The sequence below is a fragment of the Mycobacterium sp. E3247 genome (genome assembly GCF_001667785.1).
Taxonomy (GTDB): Bacteria; Actinomycetota; Actinomycetes; order Mycobacteriales; family Mycobacteriaceae; genus Mycobacterium.
Genome location: NZ_LZJG01000030.1, coordinates 1 through 24551 on the forward strand (window position 1 = coordinate 1; position 24551 = coordinate 24551).

General features: G+C 67.3%; 22 protein-coding genes and 1 pseudogene. 4 read left to right on the forward strand and 19 right to left on the reverse strand.

From position 1 onward, the window contains the following. Positions 1 to 162 precede the first annotated feature (162 nt). Positions 163 to 396 carry a hypothetical protein gene (locus A9X04_RS01320; RefSeq protein ID WP_067916991.1) on the reverse strand — a complete coding sequence of 78 codons (234 nt, stop codon included), beginning with the start codon at positions 394 to 396 and terminating at the stop codon, positions 163 to 165. A gap of 1 nt (position 397) precedes the next feature. Between A9X04_RS01320 and A9X04_RS01325 the strand changes: the two genes are divergently transcribed. Further along, complete coding sequence (locus tag A9X04_RS01325; RefSeq protein WP_067916993.1) at positions 398 to 1462, forward strand: hypothetical protein; 1065 nt, start codon at positions 398 to 400, stop codon at positions 1460 to 1462. 72 nt (positions 1463 to 1534) lie between these two features. On the opposite strand, the gene A9X04_RS01330 is transcribed toward A9X04_RS01325, so the two are convergent. The 15 genes and pseudogenes from A9X04_RS01330 to A9X04_RS01400 all read right to left on the reverse strand — a co-directional run. Beyond that, on the reverse strand, positions 1535 to 2269 hold the full coding sequence (locus A9X04_RS01330) for a hypothetical protein (protein WP_156764171.1): 735 nt from the start codon (positions 2267 to 2269) through the stop codon (positions 1535 to 1537). A gap of 115 nt (positions 2270 to 2384) precedes the next feature. Next, entirely contained in the window at positions 2385 to 3932 is a 1548-nt protein-coding gene (gene eccD, locus A9X04_RS01335) for a type VII secretion integral membrane protein EccD (RefSeq protein ID WP_067916997.1), read from the reverse strand. Continuing rightward, positions 3929 to 5638: a MinD/ParA family protein gene (locus A9X04_RS01340; RefSeq protein WP_067916999.1), complete on the reverse strand. Its 1710-nt coding sequence runs from the start codon at positions 5636 to 5638 to the stop codon at positions 3929 to 3931. Before A9X04_RS01340 ends, eccD begins: the two co-directional genes overlap by 4 nt. Before the next feature lie 101 nt (positions 5639 to 5739). Beyond that, the gene (locus tag A9X04_RS01345) at positions 5740 to 6027 is read right to left on the reverse strand and encodes a WXG100 family type VII secretion target (protein WP_067917001.1); all 288 of its coding nucleotides are present in this window, start codon (positions 6025 to 6027) and stop codon (positions 5740 to 5742) included. 43 nt (positions 6028 to 6070) lie between these two features. Further along, a complete protein-coding gene (locus A9X04_RS01350) occupies positions 6071 to 6373 on the reverse strand; it encodes a WXG100 family type VII secretion target (RefSeq protein ID WP_067917004.1) in 303 nt (100 codons plus the stop codon). Between the two features lie 89 nt (positions 6374 to 6462). Next, positions 6463 to 7692 carry a PPE family protein gene (locus A9X04_RS01355; RefSeq protein WP_067917006.1) on the reverse strand — a complete coding sequence of 410 codons (1230 nt, stop codon included), beginning with the start codon at positions 7690 to 7692 and terminating at the stop codon, positions 6463 to 6465. A 250-nt stretch (positions 7693 to 7942) separates the two neighbouring features. Continuing rightward, positions 7943 to 9712 (reverse strand): type VII secretion protein EccCb, encoded by a 1770-nt coding sequence (eccCb, locus tag A9X04_RS01360; RefSeq protein ID WP_067917008.1) that lies wholly within the window; start codon positions 9710 to 9712, stop codon positions 7943 to 7945. After that, positions 9709 to 11952, reverse strand: coding sequence for a type VII secretion protein EccCa (gene eccCa / locus A9X04_RS01365; RefSeq protein WP_067917009.1), 2244 nt, complete (start codon positions 11950 to 11952; stop codon positions 9709 to 9711). Before eccCa ends, eccCb begins: the two co-directional genes overlap by 4 nt. After that, complete coding sequence (gene eccB / locus A9X04_RS01370; protein WP_067917011.1) at positions 11949 to 13400, reverse strand: type VII secretion protein EccB; 1452 nt, start codon at positions 13398 to 13400, stop codon at positions 11949 to 11951. The genes eccCa and eccB overlap by 4 nt, the downstream gene beginning before the upstream one ends. Before the next feature lie 3 nt (positions 13401 to 13403). Beyond that, positions 13404 to 15125: a type VII secretion AAA-ATPase EccA gene (gene eccA, locus A9X04_RS01375; protein WP_067917013.1), complete on the reverse strand. Its 1722-nt coding sequence runs from the start codon at positions 15123 to 15125 to the stop codon at positions 13404 to 13406. Then, on the reverse strand, positions 15122 to 15733 hold the full coding sequence (locus A9X04_RS01380) for a hypothetical protein (protein ID WP_067917015.1): 612 nt from the start codon (positions 15731 to 15733) through the stop codon (positions 15122 to 15124). The genes eccA and A9X04_RS01380 overlap by 4 nt, the downstream gene beginning before the upstream one ends. 46 nt (positions 15734 to 15779) lie before the next feature. Beyond that, positions 15780 to 16628, reverse strand: a complete 849-nt coding sequence (locus tag A9X04_RS01385) for an ESX secretion-associated protein EspG (protein WP_067917017.1) — start codon at positions 16626 to 16628, stop codon at positions 15780 to 15782. Between the two features lie 2 nt (positions 16629 to 16630). Then, positions 16631 to 16945: an ESX-1 secretion-associated protein gene (locus A9X04_RS01390; protein WP_067917020.1), complete on the reverse strand. Its 315-nt coding sequence runs from the start codon at positions 16943 to 16945 to the stop codon at positions 16631 to 16633. A 63-nt stretch (positions 16946 to 17008) separates the two neighbouring features. After that, positions 17009 to 18250, reverse strand: a complete 1242-nt coding sequence (locus A9X04_RS01395; RefSeq protein ID WP_067917022.1) for an EspA/EspE family type VII secretion system effector — start codon at positions 18248 to 18250, stop codon at positions 17009 to 17011. Positions 18251 to 18966: 716 nt separating this feature from the next. Then, positions 18967 to 19707, reverse strand: a pseudogene (locus tag A9X04_RS01400) (FHA domain-containing protein); the annotation flags it as partial. A gap of 589 nt (positions 19708 to 20296) precedes the next feature. Between A9X04_RS01400 and A9X04_RS29335 the strand changes: the two are divergent. Together A9X04_RS29335 and A9X04_RS01405 are read left to right on the forward strand one after the other, a co-directional pair. Further along, entirely contained in the window at positions 20297 to 20584 is a 288-nt protein-coding gene (locus tag A9X04_RS29335; protein WP_082974743.1) for a WhiB family transcriptional regulator, read from the forward strand. Positions 20585 to 20837: 253 nt separating this feature from the next. Then, positions 20838 to 21119, forward strand: coding sequence for a WhiB family transcriptional regulator (locus A9X04_RS01405; protein ID WP_067917026.1), 282 nt, complete (start codon positions 20838 to 20840; stop codon positions 21117 to 21119). A 96-nt stretch (positions 21120 to 21215) separates the two neighbouring features. On the opposite strand, the gene A9X04_RS01410 is transcribed toward A9X04_RS01405, so the two are convergent. Together A9X04_RS01410 and A9X04_RS01415 are read right to left on the reverse strand one after the other, a co-directional pair. Then, positions 21216 to 21656 carry a nitroreductase/quinone reductase family protein gene (locus A9X04_RS01410; protein WP_067917034.1) on the reverse strand — a complete coding sequence of 147 codons (441 nt, stop codon included), beginning with the start codon at positions 21654 to 21656 and terminating at the stop codon, positions 21216 to 21218. Between the two features lie 14 nt (positions 21657 to 21670). Then, complete coding sequence (locus A9X04_RS01415; RefSeq protein WP_067917028.1) at positions 21671 to 22513, reverse strand: NAD(P)H-binding protein; 843 nt, start codon at positions 22511 to 22513, stop codon at positions 21671 to 21673. A 110-nt stretch (positions 22514 to 22623) separates the two neighbouring features. On the opposite strand from A9X04_RS01415, the gene sigI reads away from it, so the two are divergent. Next, positions 22624 to 23502: an RNA polymerase sigma factor SigI gene (gene sigI / locus A9X04_RS01420; protein ID WP_067917030.1), complete on the forward strand. Its 879-nt coding sequence runs from the start codon at positions 22624 to 22626 to the stop codon at positions 23500 to 23502. Here the strand turns inward: sigI and A9X04_RS01425 are convergent. Then, the coding region (locus tag A9X04_RS01425; protein WP_231985634.1) for a MinD/ParA family protein at positions 23499 to 24551 on the reverse strand (1053 nt) is incomplete at its 5' end. The genes sigI and A9X04_RS01425 overlap by 4 nt on opposite strands.

The following is a 24551-nucleotide window of genomic DNA, read 5'->3' on the forward strand; positions in this document are numbered from 1 at the left end:
GCCGCCTGTGCCCGGGGCGCCCGCTCCCGGTGCCCCAGCCCCCGGGGCGCCCGGCCCCGCGACGCCGGGCGCCCCGGGGGGGCCTGGTGGTGGACCGTCGGCTCCCGCGGTCCCGCTGGGTCCGGCGGCTCCCGCCGCTCCGCTGGGTCCGGCGGCCGCGGCTCAACCCACCGCGGGTGGGGGCAGCAAGGGCATGGCCCCCGCGTCGGCGACGTCGTCCTCGACGGCGGCTCGCGCGGAGGAGTCGTCGACGACGGCCGCACCCGCGGGAGCGACCGGCATGCCGGCAGGGCCGATGGCGGGTGGATCGGGCGGGGCCTCCGGCGGCTCGCGTGCGGGGTCGGCGGGGCGGTCGGCCGCACCGGTCGGGCAGAAGCCGCCGGGTGGGCCGCCCACGATGCGACCCGCCTCGGCCGCGCGGACGACGCCGCGGGCGGCGGCCGCCGCGCAGGTGCAGTCCCCCGACCCGGCGGAAACGGCGGATGTTGTTGTGCCACCGCCGATCATCCCGGTTTCAGCGGCGCGAGCGGAACGTGACGCCATCGCCGATGCCGCGACCGCCGACGCGGCCCGGCGCGGCGGGACCGACCCGCTGCAGTTGGCGCGGCGGATAGGGGCGGCGCTCAACGCCCCCGGCAGCGGCGGGATGGCCAATCTCAACTTCTTCTGGGTGACCGCGGTGACCACCGACGGTTCGATCGTGGTGGCCAACAGCTATGGGGTGGCCTACATACCCGACGGCGTGCAGTTGCCCGAACAGGTGCACATGGCCAGCGCCGACGACGCGATCCCGGCTGACGAGCGGGCGCGGTGGGCCACCTATCCCGTGATGGCCGTGCAAGGTTGGGCGAACCACCACGACAAGAAGCTGCGAGCGGTGATCGCCACCGAGGAGCAGTTCGCGAAGTCCGATCCCGGCGCCGCCAAGATCGTGTTGACGCCGGAGGACATCCCAGACAGCGGTGCCATGGTCGGCCGATCCCGGCTGGAAGTGGTGGATCCCTCGGCGGCGGAACAGTTGGCGGCGACCAGCGACGCGCGATTGGTCGACCTGATGCCGGCAGCGCCGGCGGGGGCCGAGCCGGCCGGGCAACACCCCACTTCCGAAGTGGTGGATCCCGCGGGGGCCGCTGAGTTGGCGGCCTCGGTCGACGCGGGGACGGTCGACGCGCAGCAACTTCTGACGACGTTGCCGGCGGCGCCGGCGGAACCGAGTCCGCCGGTGGACGAACGCCCGATGTTGTGGTTTGACGTGGTAAAGCCGTTGGCCAGCAAGGCCTCTGGCCGCTCAGCCGCCCACCTGCGCGCATTCCGCACTTACGCTGCGTACGCTCAAGAAGCGCTGCTCGCCGAGGCGCGTACCGAAGTCGACCTCGATGTCCAGCGCTCCGCGGTCGCCGACTGGCTGTACTGGAAGCGCATCACCGCGTTACTCGACGAAGCCCTGGCCGACGCATCCTAGAACGGGCCGGGCATCCCGGCCCTGCTTCGAAATCGCTTGCACCACAAGCGAACCGACGTCACCGCGGCCGGCTCAGAGCCCAACCTCCGACGGCTCTGCGCGGTGCGCAGTCGTGGGCCGCACCGGGGCGGTCCCCGACGCCCGGTCACCGGGCGCGGCGCCGGTGCCCAGAGATTGGTCCCCGTCGGGCTTCGTCTGGTCGACCAGTTGCGTTTGGCCGTCGGCCGGCTGGTCCTTCTTCGTGGTGTCGTCGGCGAGCTGCGCCGGTGCCGCCGCAGCCCCGCCCATGCTGCCCGTGGCCTGCTGGACGCTCGACATGATGGTCTGCATGCCTTGCGTGACAGGCCCGAGGGCCTGCCCCATTCCGCTGAGCTGTGCCATCGGTGCAGCGATGTCTGTCGGCTGACCCTTCTTGTCGGGCTGTGGTTTCGGCTCGGGTTTGGGCTTTTGACCGTCTTTGTCTTTCGATTCGTCTGTGGTGGCACGCAATTGCTGACCGGTCGGCGGGCCGGCGGCCGGCGTTTGCACGGCGGCGAGGAACCGGGCGCCGCCTACATGCTCACCCAGGGCCTGATCCGTCTCGGCATACATTCCGGCCGCCGAGACGATGCTCGAGCCGGTTCTGACGACCGCCGATTCAACGGCGGGTAATCCTTTGATAACGGGCGATTCAATCAACGGAAGAGTTTCGTTGATCGCCGCCGATATCGCGTCCGCACCCGGCACGGATATGGGTGGTGGCACCGACGGAAAAACAAGCGCCCGCAACGTCGCACCCGCAGCCTTCAAACGCGAGGGATCGACCACCAGTGGCTCAGTCATTGCCCAATCCTCTGTCGACGGTGTTACAACAATCCTAGTGAATGGGCCACATCCGAACTGCGCCAGTTTTTCGGAGATATTGGAGTGTCGCCCGAGTGGCTCAGAAGCGAATATTGCGGACGGTGTCGTAGACGCCGGTGATCCATAGCAGCATGGGGATGATGGCGGCGACAATGGTGCCGTCCAACAATTCCAGAATCCGCTTCGTGACGGGCGAAATGCGGCGGACGGCAACCGTCGCCGCGACGATCGCCACCGCGACCAGGCACACCGCCAGGTACATCGTCAGGAAAAGCCACGCCTTGGCCGGATACCAGAGGCTTAGCCGGACCATCACTCCGGTCGGCACGGCGATGGCGGCGGTCAGCAGGGCCCACGCGCACCAGCGTTCTGCATAGAGTCGGGACCTGAACCCGCACGCCGCCGCGACGAGGCCGGCAACGGCGAGACTGTGGACGAAAAAGTGGCCGCGCACGACCAGCGCGATCGTCCCGACTGTCAACACCAGGGTGCCGGCCAACACGAACCCGGTGAGCAGTTGCTTGGCCAGGTGGCTTCGTTCGGTGAGGCGCACGGCGGAGTCGGGAACCGACGCGATGATCGCCTGCCAGGTCCGGTTTTCGCCCTGATCGCCGGCCTCGTCGCCCTTGACCGCGTCGAGCAGTTCGTCATGGTCGACGGCCTCGCCGGGCGCGGGGATGGGTGGCAGCGCAATGCGCGCGACCGCGACAGTGAGCTTGGCCGCGTTCGTGATGGTGAACAGGCCGAACACGATGGCACCCGCAGGCACCCACTGTTGCCAGCCGTAGCCATAGCAGATGGCCGCCGCGGTCACCGCGATCGCCGTGACCTCGATGAACGATGCAAGTTCGAACCGCCGCCGGGGGCCGCCGCGCACCATCAGCGTCAAGAACAGGACGGTGGCAGCGGCACCGGCGAGTTGGGGTGCGCCCAGCGAGTCGACCCGGTGCGGCCGGGGGATGGCCAGCGCCACGGCGACCGCTATCAGGGGGTACGCCGCCGCCAGCAAGCCCTCCGACAGGTTCGCGCTCCGGTAGAACCGGTTGGCGGCCCAGCCGCCGATCAGCGCGAGGAGTCCCCCGACGCCGATTCCCAGCGCCCACCACAGGTGACGTCCGGTGTGCTCCCAGGTCAGCGCCGCCAGCACGACGACCACCAGGGCCACAGCCGGGATCGCCACCGCGATGAGGCGATTCAGCGCGGGCCGATCGAACTGCGGCGATTCGTCGAGGACCGCGATCGCGTCGATGACGTCCTCGACAAGCGGCCGGTACCGCTCCGTCCTGCTCACCGACACCAGCGTCAGCAGTGACCCGTCGACGACTCCGGCGTCGTCCAGTGACTGGTCAACCGGCAGCGGCGGGGCCCCCGGGCGGGCGAACGTCCATGAACCCTGCGCGGAGAACTCGAAGCCGGCCAGCACGTCCGCCGGTGTGTCCTCGAGCAATTCGGCGAGCACCGCGACGGTGTCATCGACGTAGGTCTCGATCGGCGCCACCGAGGGCAGCACGACGTCCGTCATCCGCTTCCCGGTGAGGATGGTGACCCGGGTGGTTGCCGGCTTCGGCGGGGGTGCCGCGGCGGTCGCCGGGGCCGCGGCAGCGGCGCTGGCGGTCGACGCGGTCAACGACGTTCACTCCTGTCGAAATCGTCGGACAGTGCTGCGGCTAGTTCGATGATCTTACGCTGGTAGGGCGGGCTGAGCAGGGCGAATTGCACCTCCGCGCCTGCGGCGATGTGCTCGTCCCACGGCAGCACGATAACGCGGCCCGGGTGGACGTGCTGCTGGAACTGTCGCACCACGTCGCTGTCCGCGGTTGTGGAGTCTCCCGGCACGACGTGATTGATGACGACACATGCACGATCGAGCAGATCGCCGTAGCCGTTGTTGCGCAACCAGTCGAGCGCGACCGCGGCCTGCCGGACGCCATCGACTGAGGCGGTGGACAGAACGACCAACCCCGACGCCACCGCAAGCACGCCATGCGCCGCCGGGCTGAACAGGTCGGCTCCGCAGTCGGACACCACCAGGTTGTAATACCTGGGCACCATCCCGAGAGCGCGTTTCCACTCCTCGGCGCTCAATAACGGCCGCGTCCCGTTGTAGTCGGGGGCGGAGAGCACTTCGAGGCTGACGGCGTTCATGCTGGTGTGGGCGCGGACGTCGTTGTAGTGCGACAGCGCTCGATTCGCCACCAGGTCCGCGACGGTCGCGGCGGTCTGACGTCCGACCCGGTTCACGAGGTCTCCCGAAACGGGGTCCGCGTCGACAGCCAGGATCCTGTCGCCGCGTAACTGAGCGAACACTGAACCCAGCGCGGCCGTCACGGACGTCCGACCGGCGCCACCCTTGAGACCCAGCACTCCGATCTCGTACGAACCGTGAATGGGGCGGCGGATTCGGTTCTGGAGTTCGAGCTCGTATTTTTCGTCGCGCGACAGCCCGAGGTTGATCCGGGTCAGGATATGGACCCAGCGCCGCCAGCCCCGCCGCGACACCGGTCGCGCGGCTGGTTTGCCGGCCGTCGGCCTCGCCGCGGGTTCGGGCGTCGCGGCGGCCGGGGCGGACGCCGACGCGGCGGGTGCCGCTGGTTCGCCTCGCCCCCGCGTTTCCGGCGGTCCGCCGTTGGGTGGCGCGGTGGATGGGCGCAACGGAAGGGAGGGTCCGGGCGCGTTGCCCTTGGTGGATTGGGGTCCGGCACGGTGGCTGTTTTGCGACTTGGCGCGGCCGAGTTGCGGGTTGGGCCCTTCGGCCGGGTCTTGACGCGCATGCCGGGGCGGCTGTTTGGCGACCCGGTTGCGTTCCTTGGGCCCGCGTGGTTGAGGCCGTACCGGTAGGGGTGGCGCGGCGGTCAGGTCGGCCGGCATCGGCGGGTGCTCGGCTGGGGATTGCTCGGGCCAGTGGACGGGCATCGGCGGCGGTGCCTGCCCGTTGGGCTTCGGCGCGTCCGTCGGCATGGGCGGGGTCGGCGCCGGGATATCGGGGTCGTAGGCAGTGTCCGCACCGAGCCCGTCCGATGTGTCGGTGCCGGCGGGCGACTCGAAAAGCCGGTCATAGTCGACGGGAATGGGCGGTCGGGTCGCCGCCGCGGGTGGCGGGGCGGCCAAGTCGACCGGCATCGGCGGGTGTTCGGCTGCGGCGGCCGGCGGCGGCTCCACCGGCGAGCCGGCGGGCATGGGCGGCGCGCCGTGCCCGTTGGGCTGGGGTGTGTTGGGCGGCCCCGGCGGCGTCGGGGACGGACCGTCCACGTCGAAGTCCCCGTACCCGCCGGCGTCCTCGGCCGCATCAGCCTCGTCGGACGGCGGAAAGAGCCGGTCGTAGTCGGCCGCCATCAGAACCTCTCAGACACTCGCAGCCGCGAAAGCACGAGAAGAGGCGAGATCTCCCACGGGGTCGAACTCGCCCAGTCTCGTGCTTCGTCGTGGTTGCTGGCTTATGAGAACATTCCCGTGACGCCGGACTCGGTTTGGGCCATCGTCTGGCTGGCTTCCGTGATGCGGGCCGCCAAGTTTTTCAACGAGTCGTTCAGCTCCGCGGAGCTCTGGTCCCAGCGCTGCTGCACGGCCTGGTAGGCCTCCGAACCGCTACCGCCCCAGGCCGCGGCGAGCTTCTGCAGCGAGCTCTTGCCCTCGTCGAGCAGGCCCTGGGTGGCCGCCACGGCCCCCTGGATCTGGCTCGCGCCGCCTTCGATGCCCGCGAAATTCCATGACTGTTCGCTCATGTTGTTTGCTCCGTTCTGTCTATTTGGTGAGGGGTTGTCAGGGTCAGAAGTTCATTTGTGACGACAGCGAGCTGGCCTGCTCGTCGTCGGCCTTGGAGTACTCGATGCCGGCACCGTGGATGTTCTGCGAAATGTCGCTCAGTGCCTTGATCTGCGCCTGGCCGGCTTCGTGGAAGCGTGCCAACGCCTGCTGGGCCGCCGCGCCGGCCTGACCGCGCCAGTGGCCGGCCAACTCGCCGCCGGTCGACTCCACCTGTCCGATGACCTGCTGGAGCTCGCTCGAGATTCGGTCAAAGTTGCTGGCCTCCGCGCTGAGGGTAGCGGCGTCGGTTCTCATCTCTGCCATGTTCGCTACTTTCTGTGTTGCTCTTCCTCGCCAATTGATGGCAAGTCTTCCGGCCCGGGCGGCCGGGAAGTTTGTTTCGTACGGTGCCGTCACCAGTCGTCGTCGTGGTCGTCACCGTCGTCGTCGTGGTGTTCGGCGGTCAGCGTCGCGGGGGCCGCCAGGCTGGGTCGAGTGCTCCCGGATCCGGCTTGCGCGCCGTGGCCCATCGCGCCCATCGGGGCCGTGCCGCCCATCGCCGAGGACCCGGCGCCCGCTCCTGCCGCGGCGGGCGCCGTCGCCCCCGCCGTGGGCTTGTCGATCAATTGGCTCATCAGCGACGTGCGGGCCGAGGTACCGCCCGCTCCGGGCAGCGCTTCCGAATGCATCAGACCCAGCCCCGCTTTGGGGCCCGAGCCACCGGCCAAGGGGTGACTCGACAGGGGACTGGCACCGAGCAGGCCGACCTGGCCGGGTGCGCGGTCAGCGGCCCCGCCCGCGCCCGGCAGATTGCCGCCGGGACCGCCCATTCCGCCGGTCTGGCCGGCCAGTGACGTCATCTGTTGCAACGGCTGCATGAGCTGCTGCATCGGCCCACCCAGTTGCCCCAGTTGTCCCGTGTACTGCGGAACTTGTTGTGCGGGCGGAACGGTCGCGTCCGGCGTAGGGACATCGGGAGTGGGGACGTCCGGGGTGTCGGACGGAATGTCCTCCGCTACTTCCTCGGCGAGGGCGCGCAGCGTCCCTGCAGCCTTGTCGGCCGCCGTGCTCGAGAGCCGGGCCAACGCCTGGGCCGCCACGACCTCGCCCACCCCGGGTTGCACGATGGGTTTCACGGGGGGAAGCGGCTCGAATGTGGTGTTCGCCATCGTTTCGGCGAGGTAGACGTCCATAGAGACGGCGGCCTGATTCCACATGCGGACGAAGTAGTCGGTCTCGTTCAAACCGATCGGCACCATGTTGATGCCGAGGAAGTTGGTGGCCGTCAGCACGCCATGTGTGATGTGGTTGGTCGCAATCTCGGGCAGCGAAGGCGTCATCGCCAACGCCTTCGTGTAGGACGCGGCCTGGGCCATTGCCCGCATCCCCCGTTGCTGGGCGTGCTCGGCCGCTGTGTTCAGCCAGGCAACCATCGGTGTGGCCGCGGCGATCGCACGCTCGCTGCCGGGCCCCGTCCAGGCGGCTTTGAGGGCTACCAGGGCGGCGCCCAATTCCACGGCCTGAGCCTCCAACGCGGCTCCCAGCGCTTCCCACCCCGCGGCGGCCTGCAGCATCGGCGCTGGACCCGCTCCGGCCATCAACCGAGCGGTGTTCAGCTCCGGTGGCATTGCGTGCCACAACATGTCTACCGGTCTCCTTGTTTACGAAGTGTCGTTTGCGGTTATCTTCTGGTTGACTTTGGGGTCGCTAATTCATTCCGCTTTGCATTCGGGTTCGCGCCATCCCTAAATCAAGTGAACACAAACAAAAATCCATGTGAACGCATACCAATTCGGCTCATGGCGACAAGCAACAGGTGCTAGGCGCCCCGATTCGGTTGTCGCCCTTTGGTTCACGGCTTCTTTAGCAGGCGACGGGATAATCCTAACCGCCCTATGGTGCTGGTGGATGCACTTCTTCTGGCGGATCGATGTAGACCGCCTGGATGACCTCTTTCCCGTCTGGAGCGACCAAGAATGCTTGCCCCGGGGGGCGGCGTTTGACCTGAATTTCCCGCGACGGGAAATCCTGCTTGTCGCCCGAGAGGAACAAGGTCGGGGACCCGGCGCCGTAAGCTGCGCCGACGAACTTGTCCATAGTCGATTTGTATGCGTAGCTCATTTGGCAAGTGACAATGATGTGCAGCCCGATATCCGTGGCTGCGGGCAATAACGGCGCCAGCGGTCCCATCGGGGGCATGCCGCCGGCGGCGGCCACGATCATGTGCCAGTCGTCGACCAAGAGAACCACGTCGAATCCGGTCCACCACGAGCGTGCCCGCAGCTGGGCGGTGGTGAGATCGGCCGGCGGTAACCGCTTCTTCAGGTTGGTCGCCAACGCTTTGATGGCCTCGTCGAGCGTGGTGCTGTTGCGGTTGATCGCCCCCGCGTCAAGCAGATGGCTGTCCGGTACCGCGTCCAGCAGCCCGGAGCGGTAGTCGGCCAACATGAACCGCACTTGTTGTGGACTGTTGCGCGCGCAGATGGCCCGTGCGATTGCGTGCGCCGTCCGTGTCTTGCCTGACTTGGCCGCACCGAAGATCAACAGGTGCGGGGTCGTGTACATGTTGGCGTAGGCCACCGACAGGTCCGCTTCGCGCAAGCCGATCGGAATCGTCCAGCGCGTGCGGTAATCAGACTCCGGACCGGGAGGGTTCGGGTCGAGTTCGTGAAGGTAGATCCGCTCCGGCAACACCCGGACGCGGGGCGCCACGTCGGTGTGATGGGAAGCAATCTCGTTCACGGCCGCCGTCATCGCCTCGACCAGGTTGTCCGCGCTGTGCACGCCGTCCAACCTCGGCACGCCGATCATCAGATGGTGCTTTTCCACTGACATCGCGCGGCCCGGTCGATTCGCTGGGATCTCGCGCACCGTGCGGTCGATCTGGGTGTCATTGACGTCGCCGAGCCGGAACTCGATCTTGGTCCCCAGATAGTCGCGGACGCGTGACTTCAACTCCGTCCATCGCGGTGTGGTGATCACGGTGTGGACGCCGAACGACAAGCCCTGTGAAGCCAACTCCTGGACTGGAGCTTCTAGGTCGGGGAATTCGGCGACGAAAGCCGGCCACCCGTCGATGACCAAGAACACGTCGCCGAACGGGTCGTCCGCGACCGGCTGGTTAGGGTCTTCGCGCAGCTGCCGGTACATCGCGATGGAGCCCACCCGGTGTTCCTTGAAGGTGGCCTCGCGTTGGCGCAAAACGGCCTGCACCTCCGCCACCACCCGCATGACCCTGTCGGGCTCCGACCGGGTCGCCACCCCGCCGACATGGGGGAGGTCGTCCAGATAGATCAGGCCGCCGCCCCCGAGGTCGATGCAATAGAACTGAACCTGCCGCGGCGTGTGGGTGGCGGCGGCCGACATGATCATGGTTTGCAGCAGGGTCGACTTTCCCGTCTGCGGCGCGCCGCCGATGGCGATGTTGCCGCCGGCTCCAGAGACGTCGACGCCCCACACGCCCTGCAGGTGCCGGCGCGGCTCGTCCATGATGCCCAGGGCGAAGCGCAACGTGTGGCGCTGGTCATCGTGCGCGACAAGCTCGTTGAGCGGCGTCGGATCCTTCAGGGGCGGCAGCCACATCTTGTACGCCCGCGACTCCGTAGTGCTGAGTTGGTCCAGCACCACTTCGCTGAGCGCCCGTACCTTGGGTTCGACTGTCACGACGTCATCACCTCGTCGAGGACGGGCGCGGCGGTGAATTGGTGAATCCGCAGGTTCTTGGATCCGGCCTGCGGGCTGGCCCCGTTGCCGTCGCCGTCAGGCTCGTCCCGTTTCGGCGGAATGTAGGGAGCGCCGGTGTAGAGGGTGCTGAACTTGACCGGATCCTCCATACCCACCCGCAGAAAGCCGACGCCACTCTCTTTATTGGTGATGTACTGCGCCTCCGGGGTGCCGATCACCATCTTTGACTCGTGAGAGCTGGTGGTGCGCAACGCGATGCGGTATGTGAGGTTGGGCTCGAGCTTGTCGATGCGGGCCCCTCCGGTTTGCAGTGACTGGGTGGCCAGCAACAGGTGCACGCGCAACGAGCGGCCCACGCGGCAGATCCGGTCGAAGAGATTGATGAAGTCGGGGTGGCTCTGCAACAACTCGGCGAACTCGTCGACGACGACGAAAAGCGTTGGTAACGGGGCTAAATCGGCACCGCGTTCGCGATACTTCTCATATTCGGCCACACCGGACAGCGCACCGGTCGCACCCACCTGTATGCCGGCCTGTCGCAGCAGCGACTGGCGCCGGTCGAGTTCCCCGGTCAGCACCTCACCCATCCGGCTCACAAGCTCGGCTTCCTCGGCCATGTTGGTAATCACCGCGGCGGTGTGCGGGAGCTTCTCCATGCCCAGGAACGTCGACCCGCCTTTGAAGTCGGTGAGCAGGAGGTTGACCTGATCCGGATGGTGCATCGCCACGAGGGACAGGATCAGCGTGCGAAGGAATTCCGACTTCCCCGACCCGGTCGTCCCGATGAGCATGCCGTGCGGTCCGCCGCCGAATTCGGCGCCCTCTTTGATGTCGAGGTACATGATGTTGCCGGTCTTGAGCTCGTGACCGAACGGGATCTTGAGGCGATCGCGGTCCTTGTCGGTGTACATCCGCCAGCGCGCGGGCGTCACCTCCTCGACGCTGTGGGCTCCCACCAGTTGATGCCACTCTGTGGCGACCTTCTTCTGGGTGCCAATGTTCTTCTTGTCGATGATGGTGCCGGTGATGGACCAACCGGCCAGCTTGCGCGCGATGCGGGCGGCTTGCCGCGGGGACAGGCCATCGGTGCGCGCCGTCACCTGGCGGAACGACTGGCTGGGCAGGCGGTCGTCCGAGGTGCCGTCGTCGGCCACCCGGATGCGGTAGTTCGAACCACGGTGGTTGCCCAAAGTGATGACCGTGACGCCGGCCCTGCCGTCCGGCGGGAAGCCGGCCTTCCCGCCGGTCAGGTCCACCACGACGACGTACGGGCCGCCGGGCAGCGCATCGGGTGAGTGTGGGCCACGCGCAGCGAGATCGGACAGCCCGTCGGGTCGGGTGTAGATCATCCTTGCCGGGCCGGCGCTGTCGGTGTCGGTCGGATGCTGAAGGTGCGGTAGCCATTTCAGCCACGACCAGTCCGGATCGTCGGGTTCCTCGGTGAGCACCCGCAGTTGCAACAGGTCCGGGGGATGAAAGACGGCGAGATGGCACACCATCGCCGCCAGCAAGGCAGCCGACCCCCCCGGATCGCCGCCCACGGCGATCGTCGGAAAGGTGCGCAACTGCACGAGTTTCGGGCAGTCGTGGATCAGGCCATGGGTGCGCAAGAACTTGACCGCCCACATGTTGGCAACCGGTTCGAGGTATGGCTGCGGCGCCGCGGTGGGGCCGGCCAGCTCGCCTCCGGCGGACGGCTTCATGAGCCGGTCCACAGCCGGCTGGTCGCCGATTCCGATCCGCGTGGCGGCGTAGAAGTCGGCGTTGGCCGGGCGTGACCACTGACGCGGCGTACCGACGATGGACAGCAGATCGTCTGGATGGGGTGCGTGGAAGCTGAAGAACGCCACTTGCGCACTCGCCGAAGAGGTCACCCTGGGACGCAGTCCCGCCAGGTACCGAAGGTATTCCTTCCGGTCGGCATTGATTTCGGGCACCTTTTTCCCGCCACCGCCGCCACCGCCGGCCACCATGCTCAACGACATCATGATCATCATCAGCGGCATCATCAGCATGTACGGCGAGAGCGCCCGGGTGCCGGTGAGCACCATGATCGCGATCATGCCGAGCATGCAGACGCCCATGACGTACGGAAGCGCTTTTTGAATGCCCGACGGCGGGATGTCGACGCCGAGGTCTTCCGGTGGGGTGAGGCTGATTTCGCCGGGCGTCAGCCGAGGACCGCGGGCGACCGTAGGGGTGAACTTCTTGGTCGTCATGAGGCCGCTCCTGGGGCTGCGCCGGGCAATTTGCGGGGGCTGGGGTCAGTCGGCAGCGTGTCGTGCTCCAGCAGAGCCGCGTCTTTCGAGAGCACCGGCCCGTCCACGAGCAGGCGAACGATTTCCCACGGAGCGGTCTTGGGCGACGGGAGGCCGAGCGACGACGCGGTCTGCTGATCGGGCACGCCGTAGCGAACCCCTTGTGGGTCAACGTAATACAAAGACTCACCGTACCGAGGATCCGGTGACTGTAGCTGCACGAATTTCCCGCCATCTATGTAAACCGTTGCGGAGCCTTGAATCTGCTTGATCCCGGTGGTCATCGCTGACGCGGGTATGGGCAGATGGCGGCCGGTCAACACCGCGGTTCTCGGCGCCTGCTCACCGGGCTTGCGTTCCCACATCCAGCACAGCGTGGGGTCGTCCGGCCGCGAGACGATCTTGATCGGCTCGTCGGGCAAGGGCGAGTTGTACACCAACTCGGGGATGTTGACGATCAGGTTTGGAGGCAGCGACGGAGGAACCACCAGCCCGTACGATTGATTCGCGCGCAACGCAGCCGCCGTGTTGGCATTCACGGGCGCGACCCCGTCCTGCATCACGACGAAGTATCTCAGGCCGAGGGTCGTGTGCAGCTGTAGCACCGAACCGATCACCAGCTCATCGGGCAGGCCCAGGGTGTTCGGGGCACCCGCGTTGGGGACGGGAGGTAACTGCCAGGAGCCGGCATCGGGCAGCGCGTTGAACATAGCGGTGGAGAGGGGGCTGGGCTTGGCGGTGCCGCGGATGCCCACCGCGAACGTCATGGGGCGGTCGCTGAGGTTGGTGGCGTGCCGGCCCTTGGCGGTGATGACCCAGTCCTTGCCTTGATACGACGCCAACAGCGCCTCGCTGGGCAGGATCGGGTCGATCGCGGGATGCTCGATTACCACCGGCATCGCGATGATTCCGGTTTGCACTGTGGGATTGGCACTTTCGGCCCGCACAACGGTATCGCACAACGTCCAGGCCGAGGAGGAATCTGACGACACGGGGGTGGCATAGGGGGCGCCGGGGATCCCGATGGACTGGCCCTTCGGTAGGCGGTTCAGCTCGGCGGACTTGACCGTTGCGGGTTCGGCCGGGTTGCCAAGCACCAGCCGCGCCGAGGTCAGGTTGTAGACGGGATGGAGTTCGCTTCCGACCTTGAGGTAAAGCTGGTTCGTCCCGCGGTCCACGAACAGGTTGCCGTTACCCAGTTTGCCCTGCGGTTTGAAGTAGGCCATCGCCAACGCACCGACCACGATCAACACCGAGACGACGACGCCGAGCGACACCGACCGGCTGTAGAACTGCAGCGGGTCGTCGAACATGCGGGTGTCGCGCCGGACGATCGCGTGTTCTAGACGCCGGAGCAAAAAGCGCCAGCCACTGACTTGCACCTTGGTCGTAAGCCGGAAACTCGCCATACGTCACTCGACGAGGTTGAGGCGTCCGTGCACGGCCTCGATCGCCTCGGCCATGTCCTCGCCGTTGATCTCCCTTAGGCGATCCTCGTCGAGGCTCTCGAAATCGACCGCCCGGGTCAGGCGGATGTCACGGTATTGTTCCCCCGCCTCCACGAGCTGTCGCGCGTAGCGGCCGTTGCCGGCAATGTCGAGCGCAGGCTTGCCGCGTACCGTCCGCTGACTGAGCAGCTTGGCCGCCGCCAGCAGGTTGTCCTCGGCTTCCGCGCTCAGGGCGGAGTCGTTCCCGGCCGCAATGACTTTCGCGATTTCCAGGATCTCCTCCGGGGAGTAGGAGTCGAATTCGATACGGGTGGCGAACCGGGACCGCAACCCCTCGTTCGTCTCCAGTAGCCGGTCGATATCGGAGCTGTAACCGGCGATGATCACCGCCAGTCGGTCCCGGTCGTTCTCCATCCGGGCCAGGAGGGTGTCCAGCGCCTCCTGGCCGAACGGGTCCGTCCGTCCATCCCGTTCCTGTACGAGGGCATAGGCCTCGTCGATGAACAGCACGCCGCCCAGGGCGCGATCGATGGTCTTGGTGGTCTTCACCGCCGACTGCCCTTCGTATTCGGCGACGAAATCTTTCCGTGCCGTCTCGACGAGTTTCGGTTCCGGGATGACGCCCAGCCCCGCCAGGATGTTGGCCACCACCCGCGCGATCGTCGTCTTGCCCGTACCGGGCGGTCCGGTGAAGATCATGTGCTTGCTCGGCTGTGCCACCTTCATGCCACGGGCGGCCCGAACCCGCGCCATCTGCGTGGCGGCGCGGTACCGCTCGACTTGGTCCTTGACGCGGCTGAGCCCGATCTGCCGCTCCAGCTCGGCTTCCGCCTCGGCGAGCAGCTTCTCCCGTCCCGAGGTGTCGGCTACGACAGTGGACGCGTCCCAGGGGTCGGTGCGCGCGGCGATCTGTTCGGCGCTGGTGGTTTTCAACCGATACGACGGATCCTTGAGGGCAGCAGTGACTTTAGGCTCCGGGTGGGTGGTCTGCAGCCACTCCAGCAGCGCCACCGCGGCCTCTTCGTTTCCCTGTCCGCGGCGCGTCATCGCCAGATACCAGGCGATGGCGCGCGCACATGCCTCGCCGGCAGGCGACGCGTTAGCCTCCGTGAGCCGGCGCTCGGCTTCGGTAAACAGACCGAGGTTCGCCGCGGCGACCCCGTGCGCGACGCCGGCCGCGGCCGCCAGGAACGCGTCCGGCCATTTGCCGGCCCCGCGTACCTCTTCGATCACTTCCGTCCAACGTTGCGCCTCGCCGTAGACCACCGCCTTGACCCAGGACAGCAGGTGCTCGGCGCCGGTCGCCGGACTTGCCTCCAAGGCCTCCATGGCGTCGGCGTAATTGCCTTGGGCCGCTTCACTTACAGCGAAACCCAGGGTGATCGCCAGCGGCGAGTTGACCGGGTAAGTGATGTCGCCGTATAGGCCACCGATCGCGATCCGGGCGTTGACGGCGTTCATCGATATCTGGGCGGCCCCGGCCAGTTGTCCGAAATTCGTGCGCGAATACCAGGCGCGGAACAGTGTCACCCGATCGGTGTCACCGCAACGGATGCGGCCGATCCACGCATCGCAGGCCGACTCGTCGTAATTGGTGATCTCGGTGAACAGGTCCAGCGCCCGTGCCTCCGAGATGGGCAGCATGCCGACCGCACTCTCGAACAGGCCGGCCAGCTGAGCGCTCATTTGTCGGTTTCGTCATTCGTGTATCGGGCGGCGAAGACCTCTGCCTGTGCCATATCGGCCTGCTCGGCCGTCGGCAACGGATACACCGCGTCCATGAACTCTCGGATGACGTCGGTGTCGGCTATCCCGAGCTGGTCGAGGCTTTCCGTCACGGTTTGATCTTCCTGCAAGAACGTGCGTTGGCCTGCAAGCCCTTTTTGCCTGGCCAGGTCTGCAAGGACGAGAACCTCTTCTGCGAGTTCCGATTCGGTCATGTTGGTCACCTTCGGCGACAGGGTGACCCGCTGCGTCCTCCCGTCGATGAGCGCCGACACCGACACCGTATCGGGGGGATTGGTCACCGTGAAGAGCGCAAGACCTTCTTCTTCGTCTTCTTCTTCGTCCTCGGCCTCGGTCACCGAGGCGATGGCCGCCAGCTCCGTTTCGCTGTCATCGGGTTCTGTGGGTGCGTACTCATCGAACGCGTCGGCGGGCGTTTCCTCGAAGCCGTCTTCGGTGAAGGAAAAATCCAGGGCATCGGAGTGATGTAGGCCGTGATCGTCGGAGTCGGAATGGTGCGCGGAGAAGTCGAGGGCGGAGAGGTCATCATGGTCGTCGTGCTGGGGCATGAAGGTTCTTCTTTCTGGTTTCCGTACTGAATAGATAACGGCAGAATCAACCCCGGTACGAGGCTTCGGCGGCTCCGACGTGATCGAACCAGCTGCCCGCGGGGAGGAACTCGAGCAGCGCCTCCAAGGCGCGCTGCAGATTCTCCTGCGTGCCGGGAAGGAAACTTCCGTACAGCTCGCCGCCGACGCGACGGGGCAGCGACACCAGCCGGCCCAATGCCGAGTCGAGGACACCGGCGGCCACGTCGGTCTGCGTAGACGTGCCGCCTGGGTGGCGTTGGCCGGCGGTGATTTCCACCCAGCTGCTCGGGTTGGTGATGATCTCGGCGTAGATACGGGCCGACGGTGCCTCGAGGCCGTGTGCGGTCAACTGCGCCGCGGTGGTGCATTTGGCGAGTTCGTCGGCGAGGCCCGTCAGCGGTTCGACATTGGCGGGTTCGGCAGTGCCCAGAACCGTGGTCACCATGCCCGCCAGGCCCACCTGAGGAGCCACCAGCTGCAGCACCAACAGGTCGCCGTCTCGCGCCGCGATGACGTGACGTTCGTCCTTGCGGCACACCGCGAATCGCACCATGACACCGCCGACATCGCGCCGCCACCATCGGCCCTCCAGCGTCCGGTCGGGCCTGCTGAGGGTGTCGACCATCGCCGCCACTGTCGGGTGAGGCTCACCGTTTTGATCGAGCACCCCCTGCGCGGTGAGGTCATGCTGCACCTGGCTCCAGACCAGGTTGCGCAGGTCCTCTTGTGGGATGTTTTGCCGGATCCCAAGCGCGGTAGGGAAATCGACCAGGTGTAACCGGTCGGCGATGACCAACATCCCGTCGATGGTCACCTCCACGCCGACGACGTCATCGACGAGGCCGGCGCGACCGCCAGTGAGGGGACCGGACATGATTAGTTGTCGAGCATTTGGCTTTTGAGGTTGCCGCTCAACTCGCTGTCGACGCCCTTGTACGCCGCTTTGGCGCCGCGCAGTTTCGCGGCGAGTTCGTTGGCGGCGGCCGAAAGGTTTTGCCCGGCTGTGCGGCGCGCACCTTCGGCGCTGCTGAACGCACCGTTGGAGCATCCGCTGATAACACCGTGGGTCACCCACACCGCGACGGTGAGATTGGAGGTTGCACCGACTGCCTCCCCCGCGACGCTCTTCGCTGCATCCTGCTTGCCCGCCAGCGTCTCCAAGTAGTCCGGTGTGACATTCAATGCGGCCATTGATGTTTCTCCTGTTCTATCGCTATGGCGTTGGCTTGCATTGGTTTTGATGCGTCACGGACATCACAGGACGCGGCCGGGCCTGTCGGCCCCAGCCTCGGCACCGGCCTCCGCGACTTCTACGGGAGCTCGTTCGGCACCGGCTGCGCCCGAGGCGGCGCCGGCCTCGTCGGCGGCCTTCGCGGCGGGTGCGTCGCCGGCCGCCCCTTGGCCTCTTGCGGAGGCCGCGAGCTGCTGTGCCTGTCCCACTGTCTGGCTTACCTGGTTCACCGGCTGGGACAACGCCGACGAGGCTTGGGCCATCTGCGCCGTCTGCGCGGGGCTGGGTGGCGCGAACGCCGGTGCCGCCGGCGCCGTTTCACTCGGAGCTTGCGCCGCCGTGTCAGTCGAGCTTGTCGCGTGAGCTTCACTGGCGGCGTCCAGCAAAACGCGTTGCGCCGGCGAAGCGGACTCGCGGCCCAAGCTGGTGTTGGCCAACGATTGGATCGTCGGGGCGGCGGCGAAGGCCGACAGCCCGTCGGAAACGGCCGTGAAGCTGGAAAGCTGGGACGCGGTCTTCGCCGCCACCTCGCCCTTGATCTCGCCGAACGTGCCTGCCATCTCGGTTTGCGCCCTGCCGGCGAGCTCGCCATAGCTGATGGACAGCGCGTCGACCGAGTGGGAAATCGACATCGAATTGGACAGCGTGAACATCTCGAACGCGAAGACCGATGCGCATGCCCCGAAGGCGGCCACGATCTGGAACGCGCACGATATTTCCGGGCCGGTGATGGGGATCAGGTACAGGGCCATCGCAACGCCGAGGCACGCGGTAAGTACCAGGGTCGATACCGTTACGCACATGTGCGCCTGCTTGACCTTGCCGGCCTGATCGGCCACCAGGTTCTTCATCTGCTTGTCCAGTTCTTCCATCTGCTGCACAAGTGATCTCAGCGCGTCGTTCATGGCCTTATAGGCGTCGGCTGCCTCACCGGTCCAGCGCAGTTCGTCCGGATTGGCCGCTTCCAGATTGAGCTTGACGTTCTCGTACTTGTCTTTGGCGGTGCTGAATGCGGATCCCGTGTCCGGGGACGAGAGCCCATTAAGTAAGTCCACGAGGAAGATCGCCAACATAGCGCCGTCGATAATCGCCGTCGGCGTCGGCAGCACCTTTTTCCCGACTTTATCCAACGCGTCCTTGAGTCCGGTTTTCGTCTTGGCGAAGTATTCGACAGCCTTGCCCGCGGCGGCGGCGCCGCCCGCTGCCGCGCTGACCCAGTCTCCGCTGTAGGCGGCCCCGCCCGCGCCTTGAAGTCGTTGCACCACGGTCGCCAGAGAACTTCCACCTGCAAGCCAAGCCACGTCGATTTCCCTTCACGCTGGTTGCTCCCATGCTGGTCGTGCGCACGGTGAGTCGAGCGTAACAGCGCACCAACCCCCCTCGATGCACGAATTTTGTAATAAGCCAGCGGTTTCGAAGCGGTCGGCTGGTGCGGTCCGCGGCGAAGATTGCGGCACGGTTGCCGGGCGGTGAACGATTGGATCAGGCCAGTCCCACGGCCGCAGCGGATCTGGGCGACGAACGCCCGATCGTATCGGACACCACGTATCCGCGGTTCCTTGCGGCACTTGCCTGGCGGTCGTAATCGGGCCTTCGCTGGCTGCCGGAGGACCGCGCAGTGCAATCGCGAGATGGCCTGAGCCCCAGGCTGATTGGTTTACCCGAACGGGTTTGACGGTCCCAGCACGGCGACCACTTGGCATGCGAATCAACCTGGCACAAGAGAGGCGATGGCCCGTTCCTGCGTCCGCGTCGCAAGTGCGTCCGCTCGCACGCCGCTCCGTTTCGTGCGGGTGCCCCGGAAGCAACGAGCCACGGCCAGACACGGCCTACGGCTGCGTGTGGTCCGACGCCCGGGCCGACTCTGTCGCATCGGGTATTCCCGGCCTCAGCGACGCGGGTTGGACGCGCCACATGGCGGGCGATCATGAGGGCTGCGAAGCGCCGCAAAGTCGCGGCGAAATAAAGGGCGCGTCCGGCCTTAATGAATTTCGCCGATCAACCTTTCCAGCGCTGCGGCGGCGTCGTCGGTTAATGGGTCGCCCGCTTCGGCGCGGACAACATCCTCCTCGCGCACGCCGGCCGCCTGTGCTGTCTCCTGGGCGGACAGGTTGGCCTGCCGCCGCATCGCGTAGAGGCGCGGGGCCAATGGGGCATCCGCGGCGCCGGCGGCGAGTGTCATGAGTTCGTCGTAATGCCGGCGAACCCGGGCGAGCGCCTTGATCAGTTCAGGGGTCATCGTGCTGATGCGGGCCGCCCGGACCGCGATCGTCTCCAGCTGACGCAGATCGAACAGGATGGGCTCGACCCGCTCGGTGAACTCCGGATCGTGGACCGCCGGCAACGCGGCGATGGCCAGGCTGCAGCCGTCGACGGCGGCGACGACCGCCTGCGCGATCAGCGACTCCGCGCTCTCGGGTCCGGGGCCGGCGGCCGACCGCCCATCGGGAACGCTGTCCTGCCGAGGGGAGGCCGCGGGCATGGTGCCCTCCTGGCGGATCCGCGCGATCGTTCCCGTGGGCCACTGCAACACTTCCTCGAGCTTCGCGCGGGTCCGCTCGCGGGGCCAGCTGCGTCCCTTCTCGAAAGCGATGAGAGCGCCCGCGTTGATGATTCCGTCGGCCGCCAGGCTGCGCTGGCTGATGTCGAGTTCGCGGCGGCGGGCGGCGGCGGCGGCCCCGGCACGAACCAGGCCCGGGTCCATTTCGCTGGTCTGGGAGCCGGTGTGGCGCTCGTTCGACTCGCCGAGGCCTTGTCGCCCCAGTGTCTCCGATGGCCCGGTCATATCGATTCGACATTCCCCCCGCTGGACCGGCGAACTCCGCACGATCGTTTCCCTGTTCGCCGAGCCGACGGACTGTCGCCCGGCGCCGAGCCGCCTGCATCCCCGGTGATTCCTCGCTTGAGAACCGCGCGGCGGACTCTCCGTCCTGCCGATTCTAACCGTTGCACCCGGGCATTCCTATCGCAGATGCTACGTTTCTCGGCGGTCAGAACTGTGAAATGGTCCGCGGGCGGATCTCCGAGAAGCCGGCCCACGCTACGGTTGGGCGCGCAACGACGGCCGCCGCACGCGACGGCCGAGGGTGGGATATCTGCAGCCGGCCGCGCGGGTTCGACCTCTCCGACATTTTTACTCACCGGTCATGCGGTTGCCGCTTTCGAGTGCTTAACTACGCATGTATCAAATAAGGTAGGTCGCGCAGGAGTCACGTGTTCGAAGGCTTAACTGTGGCGTTGCAGCGCTTCGTGCGCTGCGGCCTGTGTTGCACGGCGGGCACTGCCGCGATGATTCGTGCCGGGACGGGAGAATGACCGCGCCCGAGCACGGCTTTTGGCAGGGGGCGTGCGCGCAGGATCCTGAGCGTTGGACGACGACGCCTGACGCCGAGGCCAAAGCGCTCTGTCGAAGGTGTCCACGCCGGTGGGCGTGCGCCCGGGAGGCGTGTGAGCTGCCTGGGGCCGAGGGCTTGTGGGCCGGTGTAGTGATTCCCGAAGGGGGGCGGGCCCGGACCTTCGCGTTGCGCCAGCTGCGCTCGCTTGCCGAGCTGCACGGGTATCCGGTGCGCGAACACAGCGCTTCGACGAGGTCGGCGTAACGGCGTGCCCGCTACGGTTGGCCCGGCGCGGCTCCACGTGCCCGCCGTCAGCTGAAGACCCAGTTCACGCACCGTATCGGCCGTCGCGTGGGCGACTCGCAGACACGCGCGGCTTCGGCGGCAGCGACATACCGAAGCGCCATCTGTGAGGGATCACTTCAGTTGCGGACAGAAAACTGTTGCATTGAAACGGTTAGCGCTATAGTTTGGTGAGTGTAATGCAGGACCCCGCTTTGCCAGAAGGGCGCGCGACATGACCGCAGCAGTTTCGTACAACATCCCGCTCGGCGCCTGCACGCAGGATCCCGACCGCTGGACCACCGCCCCCGACGCCGAGGCGATCGCCCTGTGCCGGGCCTGCCCGCGCCGCTGGATGTGCGCGCGGGATGCCGTGGAGTCGGCCGGCGCGGAAGGCTTGTGGGCCGGAGTGGTGATCCCCGAAGGCGGCCGCCCACGCGCGTTCGCGTTGCGCCAACTTCGGTCCCTGGCCGAGCGCAACGGATATCCGGTGCGCGAGACCGCGAAGTCGGCCTAGGCCCGGCCCATGGCCGCCGATTGTGAACCTTCGGCGACCGGTGGTCGCCGAAACCGCTGCGGCGCTTTCTCTTTGGGGCGACCGAGCAGGCGGCCGTCAAGCCGGCTCGAAGCGGAAGACGGCGAGCCGTCCCGCCAGTGCTTCGAATTCGTCGGCCGTTCCATCACGCACCATCCCGGACCGTTTGGCGAACGCCACTCCGACGGGGACTTTGGCGGGGAATTCCCGCAGCACCGGCCGGGCTTCTCCGGCGGAGAGTTCGACGATCCGGACTTCCTGTGACCGCAGGCCGCGGCTGAGAACGCCGGTGCCCGCCGCCCGGGCGTTCGCCGCCCAGTCGGCGCCGGGATAGCCCGCTACTACGTACATGTCGCCCTCGAATTCGAACGGCGTCATCGGGGTGCTGCGGGGCCGGCCCGACTTGCGGCCGGGCACCGTCAACACCATCGCCGGACCGGTGGGAATCCCGAGCCGTTGGACGGCCATCATCACCTTGTTCATGGGTTTGAGGTAGCGCGGCGGACGCGGCTGTGACATGTCGTTCTCCTTATTCATTTCGCGACGGCGAAGACGGCTCGGTGCTCGGCGACCCACTGGGCGAACGGCCGCGCCGGGCGCCCGAGGAGCTTCTCCACGTCGTGGGTGATGAGTGCCGGTGCATCGAGCGTCGCGGCCAGCATGGCGATGTAGGCATCGGCGAAGCCCGCGGTGAAGCCCAACGCGAGGAACCGCTCGCGCACCGCGCTGGTAGGAATCTCCCGATATTGCAGCGGGCGACCCAGCACGGCGCCGATGACCTCGACGAGCTCCACGTTGGTGAACGCCTGGGGACCGGTCAGCGGGATCCGCTGGCCGACAAGCTCATCGGTGAGCAACGCCCGCGCCGCGACCTCCGCGATGTCGGTCTCGACGATCGGTGCCGTCGATGCCGCGGCGTATGGCCCGGAAACCACATCGTCCGCGCGGATCTGCGCTGACCACATGCCGGCGAAGTTCGTCGCGAAGACGGTGGGCCGCAGGCTCACCCACGCCACGCCGGAGTCGACGGCGAGCTGTTCGACCTCCCTGTTGCGGTCCCCTCGGAAGCGGGACGGCTGGCGGGCGAAGTCGTCGTCGGCGTTGATCGCCGAGAGCGCCACCAGTTTGGTGACGCCGGCGCGCACGCACTGGGACACCACTGCTTCCAAGTCGGCGCCCAGCGCACGGGAGTTGAGGAACACCGCCGACGCGCCCGGCAGCGCCTCGGCCGCCGACCGTGCGAGTTCGACGCCGGGCGCAAGCCCGGCGGTCTCCGGCGTGCGGGTCACCGCCCGCACCGACGCTCCCGCGCCGGCGAGCGCGGCGACGAGAGGGCGCCCGACGTTGCCGGTCGCCCCGGTTACCACGATGGTCATGGCATGGCTCCTTTCGGAATTTTCTGTGCTGCTCCAAGGACGGGGCGAAAGGTGGAAAAGTTACCCGCGAGAACCCGTAACTTTTTGCCGCAGCAGATCGTCGAAGAGTCATGAACCAGTCGCAGTCAGCGGACGACCAGGTCGCCGAGGCCTGGCGTCGTCACCGCCCGTATCTGGTCAACCTCGCCTACCAGATGCTTGGGGACGTCGGTGACGCGGAAGACGTTGTGCAGGAAACCTTTCTGCGCCTCTCACGGACCGAGGTCGGCGAGGTCGAGGACGTCCGGGGCTGGCTGACGGTGGTCGCAAGTCGGCTCTGCCTCGACCAGGTGCGCTCGGCCCGCGCGCGTTACGAACGTCCGGGCGAGGTCCAAGAGCTGCCCGCGCCGCACCGCTGTGACCCGGCGGACCGGATCACCCTCGACGACGAGATCCGCTCCGCTTTGCTGGAGGTCTTGCGCAGGCTCAGCCCCGCGGAACGGGTCGCCTTCGTGCTGCACGACGTGTTCGGCGTCCCCTTCGACTCGATCTCGGAGACGGTGGGCCGCCCGGTCGGCACCTGCCGTCAGCTGGCACGGCGCGCGCGGGCCAAATTCCTTGCCGCGCAACCCAAAACCAACGCGATCGCGTCCGCCGAGCATCAGCTCGTCACCGACAAATTCATCACCGCGTGCGCCAACGGTGACCTCGCCGGGCTGGCCGCCGTGCTGGATCCGACGGTGTGGGGCGTGGGCACGATCCTGGCCGACCCGGCGCCGCCGCCACAGATCAACCACGGTCCGCAGGCGGTGGCCACCAACCTGCTGCGCTACCTGTGGCCGGACGTGACACTGGTCAGCGGCCCCGCCGGGGGGCCGGCCCTGTTGGCCTTCAGCGGCCGCCGCCTGTTCGCCGTCATCGTGCTCACCATCCGCGAGTCCCGTGTGGTCAAGATCGAGGCCATCGCCGACCCGTCGGCACGGGCGGGTCAGGTTGCCGAGCGGGCCTAGCCCCGCCGGTTCTCGGCGCGAGCCGCGAAGTACCCCGCGATCGTCGCGGTGACCTCGAGAAACTTCCGCCGCGTGGCCGCGGCCATCTCGTGGCTCACGTCGATAACACCGCCGGGCCGTAGGTGCGGGTCGAAGGGCACTTCGATCACCGGTCGGCCGTGATCGATGAACTCGCGCGCCAGCAACGCTCGGGTGCGCTTGTCGGCGTGGCCGTCCGAATCGTTGAGCACGACGATGCTGTTCTCCAGCAGGCTGTCGAAGCCCTGGTCGGCCAGCCACTCCATGGTCCTGGCGGCGGCGTTCGCGCCGTCCGCCCATGGCGAGGACACCACGATCAGCGCGTCCAAGTCGCGCAGCACCTCCTGGGTGACCGGCGCGTCCATGGTCGAGCCGCAGTCGATCACCGAGATCGCGAAATGGCGGTCCAGGCGCAACGCGGCCTCCCGGTAGATCGCGGGGTCGAGCACCCGGCGCGGGCCGGACGCCGGCTCGCCGCCGAGCACGTGCAGCCCGGCGGAATTGCGGCCCACCCGGGCAACCATGTCGCTGAAGGACTGCAGGTTCTTGTCCGCGGTGAGCTCCCAGAACGACCCGGTCGAACTCGGGTCGATGCGGCTGCTGAGCCGGCCGAAGGCGGTGTCGGCGTCGATCGCCACGACGTGGTCCTGCCTTCGGAGCTCGGCGAACAGGGATCCGACGCTGGCGGCCACCGACGTCTTCCCCACGCCGCCTTTGCCCAGGACGCCGACCTTGAAGTTGCCGAGCAGGCGGGTCCTGATGGCCGCCTCGAACTGGGCCTCCTGCTGTTGGGCCGGCGAGGGCCCCAGCTTGACCAGGCCAAAGGTCATCAGCCGGAGAAAGCGTCGCCAACCGCGGTCGGGTAGCACGTCGAATACCACCGTGGCGCGCGCCGACGGCGCTGCGGGGGCGGGCGCGGGCGCCTCCGCAGGAGGTGACATCACGGGCGGCCGCGGGGAAGCGACCGGGGGTGCGGGCTGTCGTGGCGGAGCGGGCGGGCGCGCGGGAGGTGCCGATGGGCGGGCCGGGGG

What these genes read in the sequence shown, in the direction of transcription:
- A9X04_RS01325 (WP_067916993.1), top strand. Translation starts at nt 398, where the DNA reads ATGCGACCCGCCTCGGCCGCGCGGACGACGCCGCGGGCGGCGGCCGCC.
- A9X04_RS01340 (WP_067916999.1), bottom strand. Translation starts at nt 5,638, where the DNA reads ATGGCGGCCGACTACGACCGGCTCTTTCCGCCGTCCGACGAGGCTGAT.
- A9X04_RS01345 (WP_067917001.1), bottom strand. Translation starts at nt 6,027, where the DNA reads ATGAGCGAACAGTCATGGAATTTCGCGGGCATCGAAGGCGGCGCGAGC.
- A9X04_RS01350 (WP_067917004.1), bottom strand. Translation starts at nt 6,373, where the DNA reads ATGGCAGAGATGAGAACCGACGCCGCTACCCTCAGCGCGGAGGCCAGC.
- A9X04_RS01355 (WP_067917006.1), bottom strand. Translation starts at nt 7,692, where the DNA reads ATGTTGTGGCACGCAATGCCACCGGAGCTGAACACCGCTCGGTTGATG.
- eccCa (WP_067917009.1), bottom strand. Translation starts at nt 11,952, where the DNA reads ATGACGACCAAGAAGTTCACCCCTACGGTCGCCCGCGGTCCTCGGCTG.
- eccB (WP_067917011.1), bottom strand. Translation starts at nt 13,400, where the DNA reads ATGGCGAGTTTCCGGCTTACGACCAAGGTGCAAGTCAGTGGCTGGCGC.
- eccA (WP_067917013.1), bottom strand. Translation starts at nt 15,125, where the DNA reads ATGAGCGCTCAGCTGGCCGGCCTGTTCGAGAGTGCGGTCGGCATGCTG.
- A9X04_RS01380 (WP_067917015.1), bottom strand. Translation starts at nt 15,733, where the DNA reads ATGCCCCAGCACGACGACCATGATGACCTCTCCGCCCTCGACTTCTCC.
- A9X04_RS01385 (WP_067917017.1), bottom strand. Translation starts at nt 16,628, where the DNA reads ATGTCCGGTCCCCTCACTGGCGGTCGCGCCGGCCTCGTCGATGACGTC.
- A9X04_RS01390 (WP_067917020.1), bottom strand. Translation starts at nt 16,945, where the DNA reads ATGGCCGCATTGAATGTCACACCGGACTACTTGGAGACGCTGGCGGGC.
- A9X04_RS29335 (WP_082974743.1), top strand. Translation starts at nt 20,297, where the DNA reads ATGACCGCGCCCGAGCACGGCTTTTGGCAGGGGGCGTGCGCGCAGGAT.
- A9X04_RS01405 (WP_067917026.1), top strand. Translation starts at nt 20,838, where the DNA reads ATGACCGCAGCAGTTTCGTACAACATCCCGCTCGGCGCCTGCACGCAG.
- A9X04_RS01410 (WP_067917034.1), bottom strand. Translation starts at nt 21,656, where the DNA reads ATGTCACAGCCGCGTCCGCCGCGCTACCTCAAACCCATGAACAAGGTG.
- A9X04_RS01415 (WP_067917028.1), bottom strand. Translation starts at nt 22,513, where the DNA reads ATGACCATCGTGGTAACCGGGGCGACCGGCAACGTCGGGCGCCCTCTC.
- sigI (WP_067917030.1), top strand. Translation starts at nt 22,624, where the DNA reads ATGAACCAGTCGCAGTCAGCGGACGACCAGGTCGCCGAGGCCTGGCGT.